We start from the raw sequence: 19,855 nt of genomic DNA, 5'->3' as shown, positions 1-19,855 counted from the left end.
GGGCCGCCTGCCGGACGTGGACCTAACCTGATCAGAACGTACACAGAACCATGCAATTCCCGGAATCCTGGCTGAGAACCTTTGTCGACCCGCAACTGACGACCGATGAGCTGTCGCACGCGTTGACGATGGCGGGTCTCGAAGTCGAAGACCTGCGGCCGGCCGCGCCGCCGACTTCGAAGATCGTCGTCGGCCAGGTGCTGGAAGTCGTCAAGCACCCGGACGCGGACAAGCTCAACGTGTGTCAGGTCGACGCCGGCACGGGCGCGACGCTGAACATCGTGTGCGGTGCGCCGAATGTCGCGCCGGGCATCAAGGTGCCGGTCGCGCTGGTCGGCGCGCAACTGCCGCCGGCCGAAGAGGGCGGCACGCCGTTCGCAATCAAACTTTCGAAGCTGCGTGGCGTGGAAAGTCAAGGCATGCTGTGCTCGGCACGCGAACTGAAGCTCTCGGAAGATCATAGCGGCCTGATGATCCTGCCGGAAGATACGCCGATCGGCCAGGACATCCGCGAAACGCTCAATCTCGACGACACGGTTTTCGAAATCAAGCTGACGCCGAACAAGGCGGACTGCCTGTCGGTGTTCGGCGTGGCGCGCGAAACGTCGGCCATCACTGGCGCACCGTTGCGTCCGCTCGAGATCAAGCCGGTCGAAGTCAAGTTGAACGAAACGTTGCCCGTCAAAATCTCGGCGCCCGATCTGTGCGGCCGTTTTTCGGGCCGCGTGATTCGCGGTGTGAATGCGCGCGCGAAGTCGCCGCAATGGATGGTGCAGCGTCTCGAGCGTTCGGGTCAGCGCAGCATTTCCGCGCTCGTCGATATCTCGAACTATGTGATGCTCGAACTGGGCCGGCCGTCGCACGTGTTCGATCTGGACAAGATCCACGGCGGCATGGACGTGCGTTGGGGCCGCAAGGGCGAAACGCTCAAGCTGTTGAACGGCAACACCGTCGAACTCGATGAAACCGTCGGCGTGATCGCCGATGAACAGCACATCGAAAGCCTCGCCGGCATCATGGGCGGCGACAGCACGGCCGTCACGCTCGACACTACCAACATCTATCTCGAAGCCGCGTTCTGGTGGCCGGATAGCATTCGTGGCCGCTCGCGCAAGTACAACTTCTCGACCGATGCGGGGCATCGCTTCGAACGTGGCGTCGATTACGCGACCACCGTCGAACACATCGAACGCATCACGCAATTGATCCTCGATATCTGCGGCGGCGAAGCCGGCCCGGTCGACGATCAGATCGTCAACGTGCCGAAGCGTGAGCCGGTGAAGATGCGGGTCTCGCGTGCGAACCGTATCATCGGCGTCAAGATCGATGCGGACGAAATCGCGCAGATCTTCACGCGCCTCGGCCTCGAGTTCGAACGCGACGGCGATACGTTCGCGGTGATGCCGCCGTCGTACCGCTTCGATATCGAAATCGAAGAAGACCTGATCGAAGAAGTCGCGCGTATCTACGGCTTCGAAAAGATCCCCGCGCGTCCGCCGGTCGCGACCAGCGAAATGCTGCCGACCAACGAAACGCAGCGCTCGATTCACGTCATCCGTCACGCACTCGCCGCGCGCGATTACGCGGAAACGGTCAACTTCAGTTTTGTGGACACCGAGTGGGAGCAGGACTTCGCCGGCAACGACAAGCCGGTACGTCTGCTGAATCCGATTGCGAGCCAGTTGTCGGTCATGCGTACCACGCTGTTCGGCAGCCTGATCAACGTGTTGCGCACGAACCTGAACCGTCGCGCGGCCGATCGTGTGCGCGTGTTCGAAGCGGGCCGCGTGTTTCTGCACGATCCGTCGATCAAGGCAGGCGAGCTGACGGTCGAAGGTTTCGCACAGCCGAAAATGATCGGTGGCCTTGCGTATGGTCCCGCGTTCGAAGAGCAATGGGGCGCGCAAACGCGCGCGGTCGACTACTTCGACGTGAAGGGCGATCTGGAAGCCGTGCTCGCGCCAGCCGTGGCGCGCTTTGTGAAGGCGGAGCATCCGGCATTGCATCCGGGCCGCAGCGCGAGTATTGAACTGAATGGCCGGGCAGTGGGCTGGATTGGCGAATTGCATCCGCGCTGGATGCAAAAATATGATTTACCGCATGCGCCGATTCTGTTTGAAATCGAAGCGGAAGCATTAATGCAGCGCGTATTGCCGACTCCGGCGGACGTGTCTAAATTCCCGCCGGTGCGTCGCGATATTGCGGTGGTCGTCGATCAGAAAATCGAGGTGCAGGCGCTGCTGGACGAGCTCCAGAAGGCTCAGTCCGAAGCGGCCTGCAAGACCGTCCAGAAGGTTGCGCTTTTTGACGAATTCCGTCCAAAATCAAACACTTCCGGCGGTCTGGCTGCTCACGAGAAAAGCCTTGCGTTCCGTGTGACCTTGCAAGATACTGGCGGGACCCTTCAGGATGAAACGGTCGATTTGGCCATTCAAACTCTGGTGGAACGTCTGGCTCGAGTATATGGCGCACGGTTGCGTGGATAACCCGCACTTAACATTTGCACGGCATTTTCCCGCAACTTCCGTTTCTGCTTGGCGCGCCATTTGATAGATATGAATGAAATGAACTCGAGTGATTTCGAAGCCCTTCTTACGGCGCAACGCAGCGCCATGATTCGCGAAATTCCGACATCACCCGCGGCCGTTTCCACCGAAACGCCGACGCTGACCAAAGCTGAACTTGCCGAGTTGCTGTTCGACAATGTCGGGCTCAACAAGCGGGAAGCGAAAGACATGGTCGAAGCGTTCTTCGAGGTGATCCGCGACGCGCTGGAGAGTGGCGATAGCGTGAAGCTGTCGGGGTTCGGCAACTTCCAGTTGCGCGACAAACCGCAGCGTCCCGGCAGAAACCCGAAGACCGGCGAGGCGATTCCGATTGCCGCGCGCCGTGTTGTGACGTTCCATGCAAGTCAAAAGCTGAAAGCGCTGGTCGAGAACGGCGCTGAAGCGAGCTTCGCGCGCTGATTGACTGGCGCGTTCCTGCGCAACCCACCACGACGGCTAACTGACGATGACAGCGACGATCGAAAAAGTCGTCTTGCCTCCGATTCCGGCGAAGCGCTACTTCACGATTGGTGAGGTCAGCGAACTATGCGGCGTGAAACCGCATGTGCTGCGCTATTGGGAACAGGAGTTCACGCAGTTGAGGCCGGTCAAACGGCGTGGCAATCGCCGGTACTACCAGCATCATGAGGTGCTGTTGATCCGGCGGATTCGAGAGTTGCTGTACGAACAGGGCTTCACGATCAACGGTGCGCGCAATCGGCTTGATTCGCCTGGCGGTGGCGCGCACGGTGCGCCGGCTGACGTGGTCGAGGAAGGCGAGGGCGCAGTGGCGCCGGCAGCGGCGACGGCTACGGTCGATGTGGAGCAGTTGCGCAAGGAATTACTGTACGTGATCGATCTGTTGGGCCACTAGTTTGTTTTGTTAGCGTAGAGCGGTTCTAATCGCTTGAAGTGTCTGTTATAATTTTTAGCTGTTCGGGGCGTAGCGCAGCCTGGTAGCGTACCTGCATGGGGTGCAGGTGGTCGGAGGTTCAAATCCTCTCGCCCCGACCAAAGAAATCAAGGCCTTACAAGCAATGCTTGTGAGGCCTTTTTCTATTTCTGCGTCCGTATCCTAATCATGCACGGCCGCGTCCGCTTCCTGCATATCGCCGATTCTGAAGACCGCCACTGAATCGCGCAGACCGCTTGCCCGGCTGGCCATGGATCGCGCTGCGGTGGAAACCTGTTCGACAAGTGCCGCATTTTGCTGAGTGACCTTATCCATTTCGGAAACGGCGTGGTTGACCTGCTCGATGCCCGTCGTTTGCGCGGTCGATGCGTGCGCGATCTTGCCCATGATGCCGGTGAGCTGATGCACCGATCGCATGACCTGGTCAATCGTCGCGCCTGCCTCGGCAACGAGGTGGGCGCCGGCTACGACGTGCCCGGCCGACTGCTCGATCAATGTCTTGATTTCCTTGGCCGCTCCCGCGCTACGCTGAGCCAGCGTGCGCACCTCGCTCGCGACCACCGCAAATCCGCGTCCCTGAGCACCAGCGCGGGCCGCTTCGACGGCGGCGTTCAGCGCAAGGATGTTCGTCTGGAACGCGATGCCTTCGATCACGCTGATGATCTGCCCGACTTTCGACGAACTCGTGGAGATGTCCTTCATGGTCGTGACGACGCGTTCGACCACTTGGCCACCCTGGACGGCAGTGTCGGAAGCCATGTTTGCAATCGCGCTAGCTTGCGTGGCGTCCTCGCTGTTCTGCCTGACCGTGGAGGTCAATTCCGCCATGCTGGCAGCCGTCTGTTGCAGCGAGGCGGCTTGCTGCTCGGTACGTTGCGAAAGATCGGCGTTGCCTTCGGCCGTCTCGTCGGCACGCACTGCGATCGACTCTGCTGAAGTCTTGATTTGCGTGACGATGGATGTCAGTTGCACGCGCATCGTTTCGAGCGAGGCCATCAGGCTATGTGTGTCGCCTTTGTTCAGCTTGACTGCCACCGCAAGATTGCCGGCGGCGATCTCCCGTGCCATGCGCTGTGCCTCGGCGGGCTCCGCACCAAGCTGCCTGAGTATGCCGCGCGTAATCAGAAACGCCGCCGTCAAGCCGATCAGCAGCGCGGTTGCCACCGAGGCGGCGGTGACCGCCTGCAAGGTCGCGTAGGTGGAAGCGGCGCCATTCGCTGCGGCCCGACTGCGGGTTTGTTCCAGCGTAAGCAGTTCGTCGAGGGTGGTCAGCCAGACGACCTGTTTCGGACGCACTTCGCTCACGAGGACCTTCACTGCCGCGTCCTGATCGGTCGACAGTGCCCAACTCCGTGCTTCCTTTTCGACGAGCGGCAAGGTTGCGGCTTCTTCCTGCCTTAGCATGGCGAATAGCCGGCGCTCGTCGTCGGTCGTCAGGGACGACGCGTTGAACAGGCGCCCAAGCGCCTGATAGTTCTCTGTATAAACCGCTTCTTGCCTGGCAATGGACGCCTGTTCGTTCGCGACGTCTTTCTCGTCCGTCAACAAAGCCACGTTGCGGATCGCAATGGCGATGCCGCTGACCGCGCCACGCAGGTTCGTAGCAAGTGCCGTCTCGGCGTCGTGGACTTTGACGATGTCGTCGAGTTTGCCGCGGATACTGGCTACGCCGCTCATCCCCATAGCGGAAATGGCCGTGAGCAATAGGAGTACGGTGCCGAAACCAAGCGCCAGTCGCGCGGAGACTTTAATTTGGGCCATGGCAGTTCTTTTTCTGGTCGATGGGCTGCGCGCCGATTGACGTATTTGAATGCGCGCGCTGGCCGGTTTATTGTTTGTGCCGGCAATGCTAGTGCACTCTCAGTAGCGGAAAAAACTATTTTTTTGGCGTTTGCAGCACGTAAATTCGGGCGATACGGGTTTAACCTGGCGCGATTGATATCTTCGGCATGGGACTTTAGTCCGATGCACGCCGCGCCGAATCTTCGTATGATTTGCAAACCGTATATCGAACGGGGTCGAGAGCGACGTGGAGATACTCATTTCCAGGTATGTTCCATCGCTGCGCTTTGCACTAACGTCATGGCAGACCGCATCGTTCAACGACCGACGAGAAAAATGAACGTACGGGTGGCACCCAAGGCGTGAATCTGCATATCGCGCGTCTACGTACTCCTTGCTCTAAAGCAGCGACCCCGCATGCGCGCTATGGCTGCGGGCACGTGATTTTCAGGCAACGCTGGACTTCCCGCGTCTTCTGGCACGGCGAAAGGGGATCTTGTACCGTGGATCTGGAGTTCGTTGGGACCGCCTGGGCGGCGAAAGAGCGGCTGCGGCTAAGCGGGTACGCGACGTGTTTCCCCACAACCCGGCAATCAGATCCACGGCCTTGAATCCAGCGCTCAACCCCTCCCGAGCGCGATATACCGCTCGAGGTGATGATCCTCGTCGCCCAGTTGATGGTCGATCATCACGAGGCGCTTCGCATAGTGAGCCAACGGCAACTCCCACGTCATGCCGATACCGCCATGCAGCTGAATACATTCCTCGGCGACTAGCGCCCCGATCCGGCCGATACTGTACTTCGCCGCCGAAACCGCCCGTTCCCGCACGGTGCGCTCAGCCCCAAGCGCCGCCGCAGCGTTGATCACCGCCGATCGCGCCTGCTCGATCTCGAGCAGCAGATCCGCCATCCGGTGCTGCAACGCCTGGAAGCTGCCGATCGGCATGCCAAACTGTTTGCGTGTACGCAGGTACTCAAGCGTGTAGTCCTTAGCGACATCCATCGCGCCGACCGCTTCGGAGCACAAGGCAAGCACGCCGCAACTGATCGCGTATTCGAGCGTCGCAAAACCTTCGCCGGGTGTGCCGAGCAATGCGTCGTCGCCCAGCGTGACGTTGTCGAACGCGACCTCGGCCGCGCGGCCGCCGTCGATCTTGCGATAGCCGCGCACGTTGACACCGGCGGCGTCGCGAGGGACGAGAAAGAGCGCGATGCCGGCTTCGTCATCGTCGGCGCCGTCCGTGCGCGCGGAGACGAGAAAGAGAGACGCGTTCTCGCCCTGCTGAACGACCGCTTTCGCGCCATTCAGCTTCCACGCGTTGCCGTTGCGTTCTGCACGCGTCGTCACGCGCGATAGTTCGTAGTGGCCGTCCGGCTCGCCATGCGCAAGCGCAACGAGCCGGGATCCGTCGATCAAATCGCCAAGCGCGGTCTTTTGCGTTTCATTGCCGCCACGCGCGATCGCCTGACCGACGATTAGCGTATCGAGAAACGGCTCGACCACGAGGCCGCGGCCCAGACTCTCGAAGACGACAGCGATATCGAAGCCGCCGCCGCCAAAGCCACCCTCGGCTTCATCGAACAAGGCGCCGATAATGCCGAGTTCCGCGAAACGATTCCACTGGTCGGCGCTGAAGCCCTCAGGCGAGCACGCGATCCGGTCGCGCGTTTCGAAGCCGTATTGCTCAGTGACAAAACGGTTGAGCGTATCCGCCAGCATGCGGCGATCTTCGGTGTGCTGGAAATTCATGGCGTGTGCCCCTTACAGTCCCAGGATCATTTTGGAAATGATGTTCTTCTGGATTTCATTGGAGCCGCCGAAGATCGACAGCTTGCGGTTGTTGAAGTAAAGCGCGGCAGCGCTCGCGGCTTCGTCGGGGCCGACTGGTGTGCCCTCGAAGCCATCGTGCAAGGCTTCCTCGACGAACGGCTGCGCATACGGTCCCATCGCGCGGCGTGTGAGCGAGGAGATTTCCTGGCGGATCTCAGTGCCGCGAATTTTCAGCATCGAACTCTCGGCGCCCGGTACGCCGCCGCCGGCCACCGCCGCGATCACGCGCAGGTTGGTGGTCTTCATGTTCTCCAGATCGATCTCGACGCGCGCCATGCGTGCGGCAAACGACGGATCATCCGCCAGTGGCCGGCCGTTGCGCTGCTGTTTCGCGGCGATCTTGCGCAGCCGATTGAAAGCGGCCACCGAGAAGCCGACGCCCGCGATATTGGTACGCTCATACGTGAGCAGGTATTTGGCGTAGGTCCAGCCCTTGTTCTCTTCGCCGACGAGGTTCTCGACGGGCACGCGTACGTCCGTGAAGAACACTTCGTTGACTTCGTGCTCGCCATCGAGCGTGATGATCGGGCGCACGTCGACGCCTGGCGTATTCATGTCGATCAGTAGGAAACTGATGCCTTCCTGCTTGCGCACGTCGGTGGCGGTGCGCACGAGGCAGAAGATCATGTTCGCGTAGTGGCCGAGCGTGGTCCAGGTCTTCTGGCCGTTGACGACGTAGTGCTCGCCTTGCGCGTCGCTGCCGCGTACCGCGGTGGTCTTGACCGAGGCGAGGTCCGAGCCCGCGCCCGGTTCCGAGTAGCCTTGGCACCACCAGTCCGAGCCGTCGAGAATGCGCGGCAACCAGTGGCGTTTTTGCGCCTCGTTGCCGTATTTGATCAACACCGGGCCGAGCATGTTGACGCCGAACGGCACGATACGCGGTGCGCCTGCCAATGCGCATTCATTCTCGAAGATAAATTTCTGCACGGCGTTCCAGCCCGGGCCGCCGTACTCCTTCGGCCAATGATTGGCGAGCCAGCCTTGCGCGTTGAGTATCGCTTGCCACTCGGCCATGTCGTCGCGCGTGAGGCGGCGGCCGCCATGGACCTTGCCGGCGAGACGCTGCGGGATCTTGTCGCGCAAAAAGCGCTGCACGTCGGTGCGAAATGCCTCTTCTTCAGGTGTGAAGTTCAGATTCATAGCGGGTTCTTTCCTCGATATTTATCGGACCGGCGGACCGGCGGACCGGGGGCGATCAGGCCGCCACCGGTCGGGCATGTTCCAAATGACGTGCCGTCTCAAGCCGACTGGTTGAGGCTCGCGAAATCGGCGCCGCGCTCCACCAGTTCGACCAGCAGCGGCGACGCTTGCCAGAACAGCGGATCTTCTTTGGCGAACTCGCGGATGTCCGCGAGAACCGTGGCGAGGCCTACCGTATCGGCGTATTTCATCGGACCGCCGCGGTGACGCGGAAAGCCGTAGCCATAGAGGAAGGTTACGTCGACATCGAGCGGCCGCAGTGCGATGCCTTCATGCACGACGTTGGCCCCTTCGTTGATCATCGCGGCCATATAGCGGCGCATGATTTCATCGTCGGTGAACGTGCGTGGCGTAATGCCGGCGCGTTCGCGCTCGGCGTCGATGATGGCCTCGACCTCAGCGTCCGGCACGCCGGCGCGCGAACCTTCGGGGTACAGATAAAATCCACGACCGGTTTTCTGGCCGAACCAGCCGCGTTCGCAAAGCCGATCGGCGATCTGCACATAGCGCGCCTGAGGGTTCCGCGTGGCCGCGCGCCGCTTGCGCGTGGCCCAGCCAATGTCGCCACCCGCGAGATCGGCCACCTGGAACGGACCCATTGGGAAGCCGAACGCACGCACGGCCGAATCGATCTGATAGGGTGACGCGCCGTCTTCCATCATCGCGTCCGCCGCGCTGCGATACACCGCCAGCACGCGATTGCCGATGAAGCCGTCGCACACGCCGGCACGCACCGGCGTCTTGCGCAGTTTCTTCGCGAGTTCGAACGCGGTGGCGACCACGTCCGCGCTGACCTGCTTCGGCACCACCACTTCCAGCAGCTTCATGATGTTGGCGGGGGAGAAGAAGTGCAGGCCGATCACGTCCGCGGGGCGCGAAATGCTGGCCGCGATCGCGTCGATGTCAAGATACGACGTGTTGGTGGCCAGCACTGCGCCGGCCTGGCAGACGCGATCGAGTTCGGCGAACACGGCTTTTTTCACCGCCAGGTCCTCGAATACCGCTTCGATCACCAGATCGGCGTCGGCGAGGGCGTCGTACGAGGTGCTGCCCTGCCAGCGCGTCATCACGTCGGCTTTTTTCTCCGCACTCATGCGGCCTTTGGCGATCAGACCGTCGTAGACCTTTTCGATGTGCGCGCGGCCGCGCGCGAGCGACGCGTCGTCGCGTTCGATCATCGTCACCGGCAAGCCTGCGTCGAGCACCGCGACGGCGATACCCGCACCCATCAGGCCGCCGCCCACCACGCCGATCCTGTTCAGCGCGCGTGGTTTTTCCTCGCGTGTTTCCGGCGCCTTGAGCACTTCGCGCTCGGCAAAGAACGCGTGAATCAGCCCGGCACGCTGCGGGCTGTCGATGCATTCCAGGAACAGTTTGCGTTCGAGCCGCAGGCCGTCTTCGAAAGGCTGTTCGACGGCGGCTTCCACGGCATCGACGATTTTGAGCGGGGAGAACAGGCCGCGCGATTTCTTCGCCGTTTCCGCGCGTGCGGTGGTGACGGCGGCGAGGCTCGCGGCGCGGTCGCCTAGCGCAGTGGCGTCGCGCGTGCGCCGCACTGGCGCGTGAGCGGCCAGCAGTTCGTGCACATAGGCGAGTCCTTCAGCGAGGATGTCGTCGCTGCTGCCGAGCCGGTCGACGAGGCCGAGCGCGAGCGCTTCTTTCGCGCTGGCATGGCGGCCGCTCAGGATCAGGTCGAGGGCGGCCTGCGCGCCGATCAGGCGCGGCGCACGCTGCGTGCCGCCTGCGCCCGGCAGCAGGCCGAGTTGCACTTCGGGCAAACCGAGCTTCGCGCCATTCACGGCGAGGCGGTAGTGCGCCGCGAGGGCCACTTCCAGGCCGCCGCCGAGCGCGGCGCCGTGAATGGCGGCCACCACCGGCTTCGCACACGCTTCGATGCGGTTGCAGACATCCGGCAGCGACGGCGGCACCGGCGGCTTGCCGAACTCGCGAAGGTCCGCACCTGCGATGAAGTTGCGCCCGGCGCCGACGATCAGCACGGCCTCGACGGCCTTGTCGGCATCCGCGGCTTCAATGGCGGCGAGCAGGCCGCGCCGCACGTCGGCGGACAAGGCGTTGACTGGCGCGTGGTCGATCGTGACTAGCAGGACTTTGCCGCGCAATTCGCGCGTCACAACGTCGGCGGAAGAGGTGAGGGTCATCGTGTCGTCTCCTGACGGTTGGTTACCGGGCCAGATCGAGGCAGATCGGGGCATACCGGGTCTGGCGAATTCTGCGATTGTCGGTTGGTCAAGGTTTGTTGACAATTACATAGACCGTTGACAGACTGTCAAAACTATTTTGACAAAGGCCGTGTCATGGACGTCAATTCGCTGACCTTGCTGGTCGATATCCTCGATGCGGGCAACCTGAGCGAAGCCGCGCGGCGGCTGAAAATGAGCCGCGCGAACGTGAGCTACCACCTGAACCAGCTGGAGCGCTCCATCGGGCTGCAACTGGTGAGGCGCACCACGCGCCGGGTCGAGGCGACCGAAATCGGTCTGCAGTTATACGAGCACGGCCGCACGATCCAGAACGCGCTGCTGGCCGCGCGCGAGTCGGTCACCACGCTCGGACAGAGCTTGCAGGGGCGAGTGCGATTGAGTGTGCCGAGTGGCTATGGGCAACTGGTGATGTCGGATTGGCTGATCGCATTCAAGCGTCTTTATCCGGGCATCGTGCTGGATGTGATGTTCGAGAATCGCGTGGAGGATCTGATGCGCGACGAGGTCGACATCGCGGTGCGGGTGATGTCCGAGCCGCCGCAGAATCTCGTCGCGCGCGACATGGGGCCGGTGCGCTATGTTGCCTGTGCTTCGCCGGATTTTGCCGAAAGCCGCGGCATGCCGGTGCGGCTTGATGATCTGCGCACGGCGCCGTTGATTACGGCGGCGGTGGTCGGCAAGCAGTTGCGCGTGGCGGCGTATCTGCGCGACGAGCGCCACGAAGTGCTGCTGGAACCGACGATTATTTCCGAGAACTTTCTATTCTTGCGCCAGGCGGTGCTGGCCGGCCTGGGTGTCGGTCTGGTGCCCGATTACGTGGTGCAGGACGACTTGCGTCGTGGGGATGTGGTGACGGCGCTCGATGAATGGCGTTTAAGCATTTTCGGTACGAATATGTACCTGCTCTATATGCCGAATCGGCATCACACGCGCGCGGCGGCGAGTTTTATCGAGTTCATTCTGGAGCAGGTGAGGGGAAGTGGAAGAGGGGGCTCTGCTTGAGCTGCGAGCAAGCGGTTTTCCTTTGAGGAACGTGCGCATGACGCACGGAACCCTGCCGAACGGAATCCGCACACGCCGCGCCTTCCGCGACCGCGGCCAGCCCCACATGCTACGATGCTTCGCTCGTTGTGAAGCCCGTCGGAGACCTGGATGCGCCAAGAGAGTGCCACTCGTTTCGATGAACAGTTTGCACCTCGCATCGCCGAGGCGCTCGCCGCCTGTTTCGGCACCACTGTGCACACCGAAGTGCTGCCTTACGGCGGCCACGGCCACCCCACTCGCGTGCGGATCCACGCAGCGCCGATCGAAGGCCTCGGCCACTACCCGCATCCGTTGAATCTGTTTCTCACCTGGGACAGCGACGAGATCGAACGTCTGATGGGGGCGGAAGGGCAGGCGCGCTTCGCCGGCTATCTGGCCGCATTGCCGCGCAAGCTCGAAGCCTGGCGCCAAGTGCGCGAACTGGATTTTGTCTCGCACACCCAAGCCGAGCCGACGGCATTGATCGGCGGACTCGATTTTGAATCTTAAGCGGCGGTTCCAGGCGGCGTCGAAAAAATCACCCAACGCCGATCCGGCAGAAGATCACGATCAATCCGCCGCGCCAATCCGGAAGAAACGCACGCTTTGCACCAGACCCGATGCCTTGCTCTGCACCGCATCGGCCGCCGCGGCCGCCTGCTCGACCAACGCCGCGTTGCTCTGCGTCACCTGATCCATTTGCGTGACCGCATCGTTCACTTCCGCAATGCCCGCTGCCTGATCGACGCTGGCCGTCGCGATCGCCTCGACGATGCGCGTCACGCTGCCCGCGCTTTGCACCACGCCGTCCATCGTCTGACTCGCGTGATTGATTAACTGCGTGCCGGCGTCGATCGTGGCAGCCGACTCGCGAATCAGCGTCTTGATCTCTCGCGCGGCGTCGGCCGAGCGCTGGGCCAGGCTGCGCACTTCGCTCGCGACCACCGCGAAACCGCGCCCTTGTGTGCCGGCGCGCGCCGCTTCAACGGCGGCATTGAGCGCCAGAATATTGGTCTGCGCGGCGATCGCTTCGACCACCGCGATGATGTCGACGATACGCCTGGACGACGCGTGGATCTGGCCCATTGTGCGCACCGCGTCGGTCATCACGACGCCGCCGTCGCGTGCCGCTTGCGCAGCGGTTTGCGCGAGCGTGGTGGCCTCGCGTGCGTTGCTGGCATTGCGCTGAACCGAGTCGGTGAAATGCTGCATCGACGCGGCGGTTTCTTCGAGCGACGCGGCCTGTTGTTCGGTGCGTGCCGACAGATCGAGGTTGCCCGCGGCGATTTCCTGCGTTGCTGAAGAGATGGTGTTCGCGCCTTCACGAATCTCGCCGACGAAATGCCGCAAGCGCTGATTCATTTCGTTGAGTGCGGCCAGCAACTGACCGGTTTCGTCGCGGCTCACCACGGCGACATCGGTGCGCAGATCGCCTGCCGCAACCGCTTGCGCGACGCCCACCGCCTGCCTGACCGGCAACGTGATGCTGCGGCTCAGGAACCAGATCGCGAAGCTGCCCACGCCAAGCGAGCCGATCACGACCGACAGAAGCAGCACGCAGGCGAGCGTGTACGCGCGTTCTGCGGCCTCGCCCGTGCGCACGTTGGAGTCTTGCGCCTGCTGCATCACCGCGGCGACGATGCCGTCGATCGCGGCGGTCGGCGCGCGGTCGATCCCTTTGACCAGACCGTCGACAACGTGTGCCGTATTCGGATCGGCCGCGTCATAGTGCTTGAGCGCGTCGAGGTAACTGTCTTGCAGCGAGGCGTGCGTGGCGAGCGCCTTGTCGACGCCGTCAACGTTAGCGCCCAGTGCACTCAATTGATCTTTCAATCGCTGCAGGGCAGCCTGCGTCGCACCGCTCTCCTTGCTGAAGGCGTCGCGGTATTTGGCGAACGCAGCCGGATCAGCGCCGCGCAGCAACAGGTCTTTCCATTCCTGCACCTGCTTCTTGAATTCGACCTGCGCGACGCGTGCGATGTCGGCTGCCTGCGCATACTGGCTGAGCGTTTGCGCGGACCGAATTTGCAACGCATGCGTGTTCGACAATGCGTGCCAGCCTTCCAGGCCCACCACCATTGTCGCGGCGAGCAGCACCGCGCCGAGCAGCGCCAACTTAACAGCGATCTTCAGATTGCGATAAAACGTCACTGCGATTTCCTTTGGCGTACTTTAGTCCAGCTTGAACTGCGTGACGGCACTGGCAAGACTCACGGCCTGGCTTTGCAACGCGGCGGCGGCCGCCGTGGATTCCTCGACCAGTGCGGCGTTTTGCTGAACCATTTCGTCGAGCTGGCTGACCGCGCGGTTGACTTCCTGAATCCCACGCGTTTGCTCGTTGGCGGCCTGGGTGATTTCGGAAATGATGGTCGTCACGTTGGCGACGTTGCTGACGATCTCCGTCATCGTCTCGCCGGCCTGGCGCACCTGGCCCGAACCGGAAGTCACGCTCGCCACGGTCGCTTCGATCAGCGCCTTGATTTCCTTCGCCGCCTGGGCGCTGCGTTGCGCGAGGCTGCGCACCTCGCCGGCCACCACCGCGAAGCCGCGGCCCTGTTCGCCGGCGCGCGCCGCTTCAACCGCCGCGTTCAACGCGAGGATGTTGGTCTGGAACGCAATGCCGTCGATCACGCCGATGATGTCGGAGATCTTCACCGACGCCTGTTCGATCTCGCCCATCGTCGTGATCACGTCGGAGATTGCCACGCCGCCGCGCGAAGCGACCTGCGACGCGGACACGGCGCTATCGTCGGCCTGCTTCGCGGCGCTGGCCGACTGTGTGACCGTCGAAGTGATTTCCTCCATCGACGCAGCGGTCTGTTGCAGGCTGGCCGCGGCGGATTCGGTGCGGCCCGACAGATCGACGTTGCCCGCGGCGATTTCATTCGCGGCCACGCGCACCGATTCGCTGGTATCGCGAATCTGACGCATCACGTGGCTGAGTTTGTCGATGAAGGTATTGAACGAGCGCGCGATCTGCGCGACTTCGTCGTTGCCGGCGGCCGGCAGGCGCTGTGTCAGATCGCCTTCGCCCGAGCCGATCGCGTCCATCGCATCGCGTACTTTCGACAGGCGCTGGAACGACACGGCGGTGACCGCGGCCACGATGGCGGCAGCGATCGCGGCGATCACGAGCAAGGCGATGACCGAAGCGGTCAACAGCGATCGCATGCCCGCCGTCGCTTCCGATTTGTCGAGCGCGACGACTGCGTACCAATCGGTGCCGGGGATAGCCTCGGCGCGCAGCAGTTTCGTGCTGCCGTTCAGGTCGACTTCGACAGGGTGCTCGGCGCTGAAGAGCGCGGCCAGCTTGTCGCTGGTGAGAGCGGGGGCGAGCTCCGACACCGGCTTCAAGGTCAGCTTCGCATCCGGGTGCGCGACGATATGGCCGCTCGCGTCGATCAACATGCCGAAGCTCGCGGGGGTCGGATGAATCGCCTTGACGTTGGCAATCACGCTGTCCATCGCGACGTCGCCGGACACCACGCCTTTCACTACGCCATCGCGCACCACGGGCGCGGCGAACGCGACCACCAGCTTGCCCGTGCCCACATCCACATACGGCGGTGTCACCACCGGCTTGCCCGCTGCGGCGGCCTGCTTGTACCAGGGGCGGCCGGTCGGATCGTAGTCGGGCGGAATGCCGGTCGGGTCGGAGAACTTCGCGGTCTTGTCCGCGTAGCCGACGTACACGTTGGTGAACTTGCCGGCTGCGGCGATCTGCTTCAACGCGGCGTACGGGTCGGGTTGCAGCACCGCGTCCTGCAACGAGTTAATCATCTGACTATTGGCGGCGATCCAGTCGTCGATACCGTTTACATGACCGCTTTCGACTGCGTTCAAACTGCTTTCGATGGCATCGGCGTTATACGAGTTGGCGACGGCATAGTTGAGAACCGCGTTAGCAGCGAGCGCGACCACAACGATGGCGACGCACAGGGCGACGATGCGCGCGCGAATGGAGGAGAACATGTCGGGAGTCTTTCGGAGTAAGCAGTGAGCCGTAGTCGGTGAGGCGGGAGCCTCATACGCGGTATACGGCGTGGGCAGTTGGGACTTGAGCGGGTAATGCTTTCAGTTTCTGACGGCGGCCGGCAACGCCGCTTGTGGCGGCGCGCCGCGATACTACACATTTTTTCGCGCGATGCGGGGTTTTCAATGGATGCCGAAACATCGCCCTGGAAATGCGTTGCGGGGCGCTGTATTCGTATGACAATAGCGGTGATTATGACGCGCTACGACGCGAATGCATGCAAAAAACGGCCGCTGCTTTTTATCGCAGCGGCCGCTTCTTTTCGCACGGGCTGAATTGAACCTTGTTATCGGCGTTGCCGCGAGATAAACGCCGCGATTGCCTCGTTCAACGCGTCCGGCGCATCGCGATGAGGCGAGTGCCCACACGCGTCGAGTTTGACCAGTTGCGCGTGCGGTACGCGCTCGCCGATCGTATCGATCTGCGCCATCGTGCCGTAGTTGTCGTCGTGGCCTTGCACCGCGAGCAAAGCTTGCTTGATGGCGGCCAGTTCATCGACGATGCGCCATTCCCTGAACGCCGCATTCAACCAGATATCGTTCCAGCCATAGAACGCGGAATCGACGTCCGAGTGATAGCGGCTGAGCTTGCTGCGCAGATCGGTGGTTTCGTAGAGCGCTTTGGTCTGCGCGATGCTTTCCACCGAGAGGTCTTCGACGAATATATGCGGTGCGATTACCACCGCGCCGGCCAATGCATCCGGATGCAGCGCTGCGTAGAGCAGCGCGATCGAGCCGCCGTCGCTATGCCCGATCACCCACATGCGCTTGCGCGCCTGCATATCGATATCGAGTACGCCGAACAAAGCAGGCAGGATATCGCGCGCTTGTGCGGTCATGAAATCGACTGGCCACTTGACGGCGTGTTCACGCGGTGTGGACAGTCCATACCCAGGCCGTGAATAGACAAGGCCACGCATGCCGAGACGCTCGCATAAGGCTTGCGGCCAGTCGCGCCACATCGCAACCGAGCCGAGTCCTTCATGCAGGAAAACGGCGATCGGTGCATTGCCTGCCGCTTCGTTCACCCAGCGGTATTCAATGCGCAACGGCCCATGCGACGCCGTGGCGGGCAGCTCTGCGAAGTCGCTGACAAAGGCCGTGGTTGCGGGGTTCTGCATGGATCACCTTATGACTGTTCGCGCAGTTTGAAGCGTTGAATCTTGCCGGTAGCGGTTTTTGGCAAATCGTCGACGAACACGATATCGCGCGGATACTTGTGCGGCGCGAGCCGTTCCTTGACGAAAGCCTTCAACTTATCCGCGAGTATCTCAGACGGCGCGAATTCGCGCTTCAACACCACGAAGGCGCGGATCTTGACGAGGCCGCCGTGATCGACGCCAACCACTGCGGCTTCCAGCACCGCTTCGTGCTGCACCAGGACCATTTCCACCTCGACGGGCGATACGTACTGACCGCTCACTTTCAACATGTCGTCGCTGCGGCCCGCATACACGTAGCAGCCGTTCGCGAGGCGTTGGTATTTATCGCCGCTGCGAATCCACTCGCCAAGGAAGGTCGCGCGCGACTTCTCCCGATTGCTCCAATACATCAACGCCGCGCTCGGCCCTTTGATAAATAGATCACCGACTTCGCCATCGGGCACCGCATGACCGGCTTCGTCGCGCAGTTCCACTTCATAGCCGGGCACGGGGCGCCCCGTGGTGCCGTATTCGACTTCGCCCGCGCGATTCGACAGGAAGATATGCAGCATTTCGGTCGATCCGATACCGTCGAGAATCTCGCAGCCGAAATGTGCTGTAAAGCGCTCGCCGATTTCGCGCGGCAGCGCTTCGCCCGCCGACGTGCATATGCGCATCGCGACGTCGGCGCGTGGGGGCAGGTTGGGCGAGACGAGCATGCCCGCGTAGAGCGTCGGCACGCCGTAGAAAATGGTCGGGCGATGCCGCACGAGGCGCGTGAAAATGGCGTCAGCGGTGGGGCGCTCCGCCATCAATACGACCGTAGCGCCGACCGAAAGCGGGAACGTCAGGCCATTACCCAGACCATACGCAAAGAACAATTTGGCCGCCGAGAAAACCACATCGCTTTCGACGATGCCGAGAACCGGCTTTGCGTACAACTCCGCAGTCCAGTACAGATTCGCATGTGTGTGGACCGTGCCTTTCGGTTTGCCGGTCGAGCCTGACGAATACAGCCAGAACGCAATATCGTCGCAACCTGTCGCGCATGCTTTGACAGCCGGCGCGGCCGCGTCGATCAGATCTTTGAGTCGCGGTGCGGCTAAAGGCTCGCTTGCGTCGCTTTCGGGCGGCTGTGAGACGATCAACTGGCAACCGTCGTGTTCGGCCGTATCCATCGCCTGCGTGACATTCGAGAGCAACGCACCCGATGCGATCACGGCGCGCGCGTGGCTGTGCGTCAGCATGTACACGTAGTCGGCTGCGGTGAGCAGCGTGTTCGCGACGACCGGCACGACGCCCGCATAGAGTGCACCGAGAAAGGCGATCGGCAGTTCGACGGTATCGAGCATCACCAGCAGCACGCGCTCTTCCGGATGCACGCCGCGTGTGCGCAATGCGCTCGCGAAGCGCCGGGCCCGATCTTCGAGTTCGCCGTAAGAGGTGGCGCCGGTGTCGTCGATATACGCGGTCTTGCCGGCGCGCGATTCATTCAGTCGAAACAGGTAGGCCGCGAAATTAAATGCCGCAGGCGGCGGTTCGACCGTCGCGGCGGGCTGACGCGCAGCCGGTTCCAGCAGGGCATCCATATGTCTCCTCCATCGGGTGAGGCGGTCCGGCGGTTATGTGCTTATGATCCGCTCGATGCGTACTGCCTGATTGCTCGATGCTTGTCTCGTGCCGCTACGCTGCGGGCAAATGCGTGACTTGCGTCAATGCGTCGATTGCAGTGTTCGATGCCTGAATCGCAGAGCGCCTGTGATAGAAACCCAATGCACGCAGGCCGCCGAGTGCTTCGCCGGTAATCGGGTCGGTCAGCGTCGTGCCTCCACCGCCGCCCGCGACCCACTGGCCTGCGACGTAGTTTTTCAATCGTTCGCGCATGGCGGGTCTCAGGCGAGCCTCCGGATCAGCGGGCGCACGCACGTTAATTCATGCGTATCGTCTCGCCGTTTCCGAGACGCTGCCGAAAAACCTCGACAGCGTTGATTATTGGATCAATATTTGGCGAAAATTAACTGTTCAACAAGTGCCCTGTCAAGCACTATAGTACATGTAGTGTATTCAAGGGGCAGTTAAACATGAACCAAAATTACTCTTCCGCGCCGCCGGACGATCCAGCCGATGAGGACGCAAGCCGCGCGGGTCGGGCCAGGCGCGGGGCCGACAAAGGGGCTAACCCAGAGGCCGACCCAGCGGCGGAGCGCGGCGGCGAGCGCGAGGAGCGCGATCCTTTTCTGACGGCGATGGGCGATCGCGTGCGCCTGCTGCGCGCGCGCCGCGGCATGACGCGCAAGGCGCTGGCGGCCGAAACCGGTTTGTCTGAGCGTCATCTGGCGAATCTGGAATCGGGCGTGGGCAATGCGTCGGTGCTGGTGCTGCGGCAGATCGCGGCGACGCTGAACTGCCCGCTGGCCGAAGTGATCGGCGACGAGACCACCGCCTCCGCCGAATGGCTGCTGATCCGCGAACTGCTGCAGGGGCGCGACCAGGCGGCGCTGCAGCGGGCCCGCGTGGCGCTTGCCGAGATGTTCGCGCAAGCGCCGCGCGACCCCCACCGCAAGGACCGGATCGCGCTGATCGGCTTGCGCGGGGCCGGCAAGTCGACCTTTGGACGGATGCTGGCGCAGGAGCGCAAGGTGCCGTTCGTCGAACTCACGCGTGTGATCGAGCAACTTGCCGGCTGCCCGCCATCGGAGATTCATTCCCTCTATGGCGCGAGCGCGTACCGGCGTTATGAACACCGGGCGCTCGAGGCGGTGATTCAGGAGCACGAGCGCGCGGTGATCGCGTCGCCGGGCGGGCTGGTGTCGGAGGCGGGCACCTTTAACGCGCTGCTGTCGCACTGCTTCACCGTGTGGCTGCAAGCCACGCCGGAAGAGCATATGCGCCGTGTCGTCGCGCAAGGCGATCTACGCCCGATGTCCGGCAACAAGGAAGCGATGGACGACCTCAAGCGCATCCTGGCGGGGCGCGGCGAACTGTATGGCCGTGCCGACATGATCTTCGACACCAGCGAAAAAACCTTGGCCGACGCCTACTTGCAACTGCGCGACCGGCTTGCCGCAAGGCTCGCGGCCGAATCGCCGGACGATGTCTGACGTGGTGCGGTATTCCAGGGTTTACTAGCCAACATGCATTAAAGTGCTTTACATGGGTATTG

Annotated in this window: 15 protein-coding genes and 1 tRNA gene; 7 read left to right on the top strand and 9 right to left on the bottom strand. The window is 62.4% G+C overall.

What is annotated here, in order from left to right:
* The first annotated feature begins 50 nt into the window (after positions 1–50).
* The 4 genes from pheT (at position 51) to AYM40_RS13925 (ending at position 3,560) form a co-directional block, all read left to right on the top strand.
* Entirely contained in the window at positions 51–2,486 is a 2,436-nt protein-coding gene (pheT, locus tag AYM40_RS13940; protein ID WP_063496730.1) for a phenylalanine--tRNA ligase subunit beta, read from the top strand.
* Between the two features lie 69 nt (positions 2,487–2,555).
* On the top strand, positions 2,556–2,966 hold the full coding sequence (locus AYM40_RS13935; protein WP_063496729.1) for an integration host factor subunit alpha: 411 nt from the start codon (positions 2,556–2,558) through the stop codon (positions 2,964–2,966).
* A 46-nt stretch (positions 2,967–3,012) separates the two neighbouring features.
* Positions 3,013–3,420 (top strand): MerR family transcriptional regulator, encoded by a 408-nt coding sequence (locus tag AYM40_RS13930; RefSeq protein ID WP_063496728.1) that lies wholly within the window; start codon positions 3,013–3,015, stop codon positions 3,418–3,420.
* Between the two features lie 63 nt (positions 3,421–3,483).
* Positions 3,484–3,560, top strand: a tRNA-Pro gene (locus tag AYM40_RS13925).
* A 61-nt stretch (positions 3,561–3,621) separates the two neighbouring features.
* Here AYM40_RS13925 and AYM40_RS43395 read toward each other — a convergent pair.
* The 4 genes from AYM40_RS43395 to AYM40_RS13905 form a co-directional block, all read right to left on the bottom strand.
* Complete coding sequence (locus tag AYM40_RS43395; RefSeq protein ID WP_063496727.1) at positions 3,622–5,220, bottom strand: methyl-accepting chemotaxis protein; 1,599 nt, start codon at positions 5,218–5,220, stop codon at positions 3,622–3,624.
* Positions 5,221–5,861: 641 nt separating this feature from the next.
* Positions 5,862–6,992: an acyl-CoA dehydrogenase family protein gene (locus AYM40_RS13915; RefSeq protein WP_063496726.1), complete on the bottom strand. Its 1,131-nt coding sequence runs from the start codon at positions 6,990–6,992 to the stop codon at positions 5,862–5,864.
* 12 nt (positions 6,993–7,004) lie between these two features.
* Entirely contained in the window at positions 7,005–8,213 is a 1,209-nt protein-coding gene (locus AYM40_RS13910) for an acyl-CoA dehydrogenase family protein (RefSeq protein WP_063496725.1), read from the bottom strand.
* A gap of 98 nt (positions 8,214–8,311) precedes the next feature.
* A complete protein-coding gene (locus AYM40_RS13905; protein WP_063496724.1) occupies positions 8,312–10,432 on the bottom strand; it encodes a 3-hydroxyacyl-CoA dehydrogenase NAD-binding domain-containing protein in 2,121 nt (706 codons plus the stop codon).
* 156 nt (positions 10,433–10,588) lie between these two features.
* Between AYM40_RS13905 and AYM40_RS13900 the strand changes: the two genes are divergently transcribed.
* Together AYM40_RS13900 and AYM40_RS13895 are read left to right on the top strand one after the other, a co-directional pair.
* Positions 10,589–11,497 (top strand): LysR family transcriptional regulator, encoded by a 909-nt coding sequence (locus AYM40_RS13900; RefSeq protein ID WP_063496723.1) that lies wholly within the window; start codon positions 10,589–10,591, stop codon positions 11,495–11,497.
* A gap of 150 nt (positions 11,498–11,647) precedes the next feature.
* Positions 11,648–12,028 carry a DUF5594 family protein gene (locus AYM40_RS13895; RefSeq protein WP_063496722.1) on the top strand — a complete coding sequence of 127 codons (381 nt, stop codon included), beginning with the start codon at positions 11,648–11,650 and terminating at the stop codon, positions 12,026–12,028.
* A 60-nt stretch (positions 12,029–12,088) separates the two neighbouring features.
* Here AYM40_RS13895 and AYM40_RS13890 read toward each other — a convergent pair whose 3' ends face one another.
* The 5 genes from AYM40_RS13890 to AYM40_RS13870 all read right to left on the bottom strand — a co-directional run bounded on the left by AYM40_RS13890 (position 12,089) and on the right by AYM40_RS13870 (position 18,576).
* Positions 12,089–13,669 (bottom strand): methyl-accepting chemotaxis protein, encoded by a 1,581-nt coding sequence (locus tag AYM40_RS13890; protein WP_063496721.1) that lies wholly within the window; start codon positions 13,667–13,669, stop codon positions 12,089–12,091.
* Between the two features lie 21 nt (positions 13,670–13,690).
* Entirely contained in the window at positions 13,691–15,490 is a 1,800-nt protein-coding gene (locus AYM40_RS13885; protein ID WP_063496720.1) for a methyl-accepting chemotaxis protein, read from the bottom strand.
* A gap of 347 nt (positions 15,491–15,837) precedes the next feature.
* Positions 15,838–16,671, bottom strand: coding sequence for an alpha/beta fold hydrolase (locus tag AYM40_RS13880; RefSeq protein WP_063496719.1), 834 nt, complete (start codon positions 16,669–16,671; stop codon positions 15,838–15,840).
* A gap of 8 nt (positions 16,672–16,679) precedes the next feature.
* Positions 16,680–18,281 (bottom strand): benzoate-CoA ligase family protein, encoded by a 1,602-nt coding sequence (locus tag AYM40_RS13875; protein WP_063496718.1) that lies wholly within the window; start codon positions 18,279–18,281, stop codon positions 16,680–16,682.
* Between the two features lie 94 nt (positions 18,282–18,375).
* Positions 18,376–18,576, bottom strand: a complete 201-nt coding sequence (locus AYM40_RS13870) for a hypothetical protein (protein WP_063496717.1) — start codon at positions 18,574–18,576, stop codon at positions 18,376–18,378.
* Between the two features lie 197 nt (positions 18,577–18,773).
* On the opposite strand from AYM40_RS13870, the gene AYM40_RS13865 reads away from it, so the two are divergent.
* The gene (locus tag AYM40_RS13865) at positions 18,774–19,793 is read left to right on the top strand and encodes a helix-turn-helix transcriptional regulator (protein ID WP_063496716.1); all 1,020 of its coding nucleotides are present in this window, start codon (positions 18,774–18,776) and stop codon (positions 19,791–19,793) included.
* Positions 19,794–19,855: the final 62 nt, after the last annotated feature.

Source organism: Paraburkholderia phytofirmans OLGA172 (genome assembly GCF_001634365.1).
In the GTDB taxonomy this organism is placed as follows: Bacteria; Pseudomonadota; Gammaproteobacteria; order Burkholderiales; family Burkholderiaceae; genus Paraburkholderia.
Note: the sequence above shows the minus strand (reverse complement) of the source record. Positions and strands in the feature narration are given on the sequence as shown.

What these genes read in the sequence shown, in the direction of transcription:
- pheT (WP_063496730.1), top strand. Translation starts at nt 51, where the DNA reads ATGCAATTCCCGGAATCCTGGCTGAGAACCTTTGTCGACCCGCAACTG.
- AYM40_RS13935 (WP_063496729.1), top strand. Translation starts at nt 2,556, where the DNA reads ATGAATGAAATGAACTCGAGTGATTTCGAAGCCCTTCTTACGGCGCAA.
- AYM40_RS13930 (WP_063496728.1), top strand. Translation starts at nt 3,013, where the DNA reads ATGACAGCGACGATCGAAAAAGTCGTCTTGCCTCCGATTCCGGCGAAG.
- AYM40_RS43395 (WP_063496727.1), bottom strand. Translation starts at nt 5,220, where the DNA reads ATGGCCCAAATTAAAGTCTCCGCGCGACTGGCGCTTGGTTTCGGCACC.
- AYM40_RS13915 (WP_063496726.1), bottom strand. Translation starts at nt 6,992, where the DNA reads ATGAATTTCCAGCACACCGAAGATCGCCGCATGCTGGCGGATACGCTC.
- AYM40_RS13910 (WP_063496725.1), bottom strand. Translation starts at nt 8,213, where the DNA reads ATGAATCTGAACTTCACACCTGAAGAAGAGGCATTTCGCACCGACGTG.
- AYM40_RS13905 (WP_063496724.1), bottom strand. Translation starts at nt 10,432, where the DNA reads ATGACCCTCACCTCTTCCGCCGACGTTGTGACGCGCGAATTGCGCGGC.
- AYM40_RS13900 (WP_063496723.1), top strand. Translation starts at nt 10,589, where the DNA reads ATGGACGTCAATTCGCTGACCTTGCTGGTCGATATCCTCGATGCGGGC.
- AYM40_RS13895 (WP_063496722.1), top strand. Translation starts at nt 11,648, where the DNA reads ATGCGCCAAGAGAGTGCCACTCGTTTCGATGAACAGTTTGCACCTCGC.
- AYM40_RS13885 (WP_063496720.1), bottom strand. Translation starts at nt 15,490, where the DNA reads ATGTTCTCCTCCATTCGCGCGCGCATCGTCGCCCTGTGCGTCGCCATC.
- AYM40_RS13880 (WP_063496719.1), bottom strand. Translation starts at nt 16,671, where the DNA reads ATGCAGAACCCCGCAACCACGGCCTTTGTCAGCGACTTCGCAGAGCTG.
- AYM40_RS13875 (WP_063496718.1), bottom strand. Translation starts at nt 18,281, where the DNA reads ATGGATGCCCTGCTGGAACCGGCTGCGCGTCAGCCCGCCGCGACGGTC.
- AYM40_RS13870 (WP_063496717.1), bottom strand. Translation starts at nt 18,576, where the DNA reads ATGCGCGAACGATTGAAAAACTACGTCGCAGGCCAGTGGGTCGCGGGC.
- AYM40_RS13865 (WP_063496716.1), top strand. Translation starts at nt 18,774, where the DNA reads ATGAACCAAAATTACTCTTCCGCGCCGCCGGACGATCCAGCCGATGAG.